The sequence below is a fragment of the Bartonella sp. AA56HLJMS genome, from assembly GCF_042197145.1.
GTDB lineage: Bacteria > Pseudomonadota > Alphaproteobacteria > Rhizobiales > Rhizobiaceae > Bartonella.
Map to the genome: position 1 here is coordinate 1 of NZ_JBHIRL010000054.1, position 3051 is coordinate 3051.

Below are 3051 nucleotides of genomic sequence, written 5' to 3' on the forward strand. Positions count from 1 at the left end.
CGTGTTGCATAAAGGGTCATCTCCTTATCATCTGCAACAAAAGACTTTTGATCTGTTGGCGTAAAATCTTGCGTGCCCTGGGCTTTGATGTCTTTTTCACTGAACTCATTGCCTCCATAGGTGCTGCCTATCTTTAATTTTGCCTCAGAAAACGCGGTCTTGACAAAAGCCTTCATCGAAGTGATCAAAGCGCCACGAGGTAATATCCCTATTTTCGTTGTGAGATGCTTATCTTTATGCGAGATATTCAAACGTAAGAAACTCACCTGTTGGGTGTGAAGATTTCTCCCCTGTAGTGGAGGTGGTAATTGATCTGCCATGTCTTGCTTCCTCCCTATGATTAATTATCAGGTTCACCGCTGTAGGTGGGGATAACAATCGTTCCAAAATCTTGAGCTGTTTGTGCGCTATTGGGCATCTTAAAACGTGTTTTCTTCATTCCTATTAAGGTTTTGGCTGCAACACCAAATTCACGTTCATAATCAAAATACTCTTCTTTAAGCGTATAATGCGTTGCACTGTGATTTTTGCCAAAACCAATAACAGCACTTTGCGCCCCTAGAAACACCGCGCGACGCACACTTTTAACAGCTGTATTATCTGTCGATTTAACACCATGGGTAACATGAATAGCTTCGCGTAAAACAACACCATTATACATGCCAAGAGAACCATCAAAGATTGGGTTCTTTGCACGAGAAGTCGCATAAACCGATTTTTGGATATCTAACCACTCACCAGCGGCTGTATTGGTACGCAATTGCATCACTTGTGTTGGGTGCAAATAGAGAACGTAAACATCATCACCGTTAACATGGACGGGGGAAATTTGCGGATTGGCAAGTTTGGCTTGTTTAACCGCTTCATCAATAAGCTTCAAACTAAAGCTATGTTTGGCTTTATCATTAAGATCTTCATCTTTGGTTTTCCCATCGGGGCGGATAATCCGTTCACTGCTTGGTGCCATGATTTCATTAAAGCCATAATGAACCGGTTTAATGTACACTTCTCGACCATCAACGCTAATCGTACGGGCTGTATAACCACATACCTGCAAAAAGAACATGATGCTTAAACGATTGGCATACCAGCGAACCAAGCCTTCTTTCGCTTTCTTACGTAAATTCGGGAGGATTCTCTGTTGATCAATCGAATCATCATTGGCAACACGCGCCGCATGTAAAAGCTCGTTAATCACCAACCGATCATTCATAAATTGAAGCGCCTCTTCATTGCCTTCTAAGGTTTCGCCTTGCGTGACACCATCTCCAAACAGATTGACTAGCAAACTGAACGTAACACTATCCCCTGCGCTCTTATGGGTTTCGTTATAAAGTTGGATAATGCTGTTCGAACTTTTGCCAATAAGAGGGGCAATTTTTGTCGCTTTCAAAACTTCATTGCTTAATTTCTGTGACCACAATTTCACCGATTGCGGATCATGGGTTCCTATATGTGTTGTTGCCATTGATTTCACCTTTCTTTGCTGTAAAAAAACCGGCTTAAAGCCGGTGGAAAACCCGCATCAAGGCGGATTATGTTGTAAAACTGATTGCCTAATCAGGGTCTGCACCCATTATTTCATAAAAACGGGCTTCATTTTTCGGATTGGATATCCATGCGTTGAATTCCTTTTCTGACATATTCGCAAGTGTCTCTTTGGTCATAGGACCCGTCACGCCCCCTCCACCAGATGCCGTTAAGGTTCTCGCAGAATTCTGACGGCTTTGAAGTGCTGCAACTTGATTATTCGCTTGCACTGCTTGGTTCTGATAGCCAAGGTTTTGCGCTATTCTATAAATCTCTTCTGCCGGATTGAGATCTCTTTGTGCACAAGTGGCTACAATCGTACGCAATTCATTCCTTATGATCTCAGAAATTGTGTTTGGATCTGCATACTCAGGATAAAGTGACGACCAAGAACTCAATTCCTTCGCACGCTTCTCATAAAGAAAATTTGCCGCATCACCAAAATCACTGAATTTATTTTGAAACGACTTAACAGAATTGTTGAAAAACTGACCAAGATGTATATCATGCTGCTGCTGTTCCTCAGCTTGTCTTAGCGCTTCTTTCTGTTCCCTAATATACGCATCCTGCTCTCGAATCTTTTTTCCCATCCAACTCATATAGCCAATAATGTCTTGTGTAGGGTCTGGGGGTGCATTTTCACCTTCAACCATTGGCGTCTGGGACTGGGGTTCATAAAGCTTGACAAGCGCTTCACGAGCTTGTTTGGCTTGTTGCTCCATACGCTGCTGTTCTATACTAGGAACAATCTCTGAAGGCTTTTCAACGGGCTGTGCAACCGGCTCTGGAGAGGTGACATCATCATTATCAATCGTTTCACCATCATAAGTGCCGGCATCAAAAGAGCTCTCATCATCAAAGACCGGTGCTCCAACTCTGTAATCTTCATTCATAGCTTCGTTCATTTCTGCATTCATTCTCTAACCTCTCTCAAATGCTTCTTCCTCTGTATGTTGCCGCTCTTTCACGCATGATTTGATTTTGCGCTCGTTCATTAAGAATACGCTCCCGTTCAAGCTCATGCTTCTGTTGCATCAATTCAGCTTCCAATTCTGCTCTCTTTTGACGCATAACCAATTCAATCTGCTTGCCTTGTAAATCCATCTGTTGCATCTGACTTTTAGCCGCAATATCTTGCTGCTTTTCCTGCAACTTCATTTCTTGTTCCGGATTCATTTGCTGTTGTTGGGCTTGTTGTGCCATTTGCTGCTGTTGCATCTTCTCACTTACACGATTGAGTAATGACGCAGGCAATGGTGAATAACGAAGCAAATCAAGCATGATATCCGGTGTTACGGCATTTTGAAGCAACGGTAATAATTGCGTGATAATGCCAAAGGTACGCTCTTTCTCATTCGGGCTGGTTGGAGCATCATCGACAACAATGTCATACTCGACACTCGTTACTTCTTCACGCGTCAATGGAATATATTGCGCATTCTCCTCACCAGATATCCGTACCAAACGCCCATCGGACAAGTAATTCTGTATAAGGTGCAAAATAATCTTACCTTGCCGCTT

At 42.8% G+C, this 3051-nt stretch carries 3 protein-coding genes and 1 pseudogene; all 4 read right to left on the minus strand.

What is annotated here, in order from left to right; translation table 11 throughout:
• Positions 1-320: hypothetical protein (locus ACFINI_RS09580; RefSeq protein ID WP_375648009.1), on the minus strand; the 320-nt coding region annotated here is incomplete at its 3' end.
• A gap of 20 nt (positions 321-340) precedes the next feature.
• Entirely contained in the window at positions 341-1468 is a 1128-nt protein-coding gene (locus ACFINI_RS09585) for a N4-gp56 family major capsid protein (RefSeq protein WP_375648010.1), read from the minus strand.
• A gap of 88 nt (positions 1469-1556) precedes the next feature.
• Positions 1557-2447 (minus strand): hypothetical protein, encoded by an 891-nt coding sequence (locus ACFINI_RS09590; RefSeq protein WP_375648011.1) that lies wholly within the window; start codon positions 2445-2447, stop codon positions 1557-1559.
• Positions 2448-2460: 13 nt separating this feature from the next.
• Positions 2461-3051, minus strand: a pseudogene (locus ACFINI_RS09595) (phage portal protein); the annotation flags it as partial.

Bases quoted from the DNA above. Each gene is read 5' to 3' on its own strand.
- ACFINI_RS09590 (WP_375648011.1), bottom strand. From the start codon at position 2,447: ATGAATGCAGAAATGAACGAAGCTATGAATGAAGATTACAGAGTTGGA.
- ACFINI_RS09585 (WP_375648010.1), bottom strand. From the start codon at position 1,468: ATGGCAACAACACATATAGGAACCCATGATCCGCAATCGGTGAAATTG.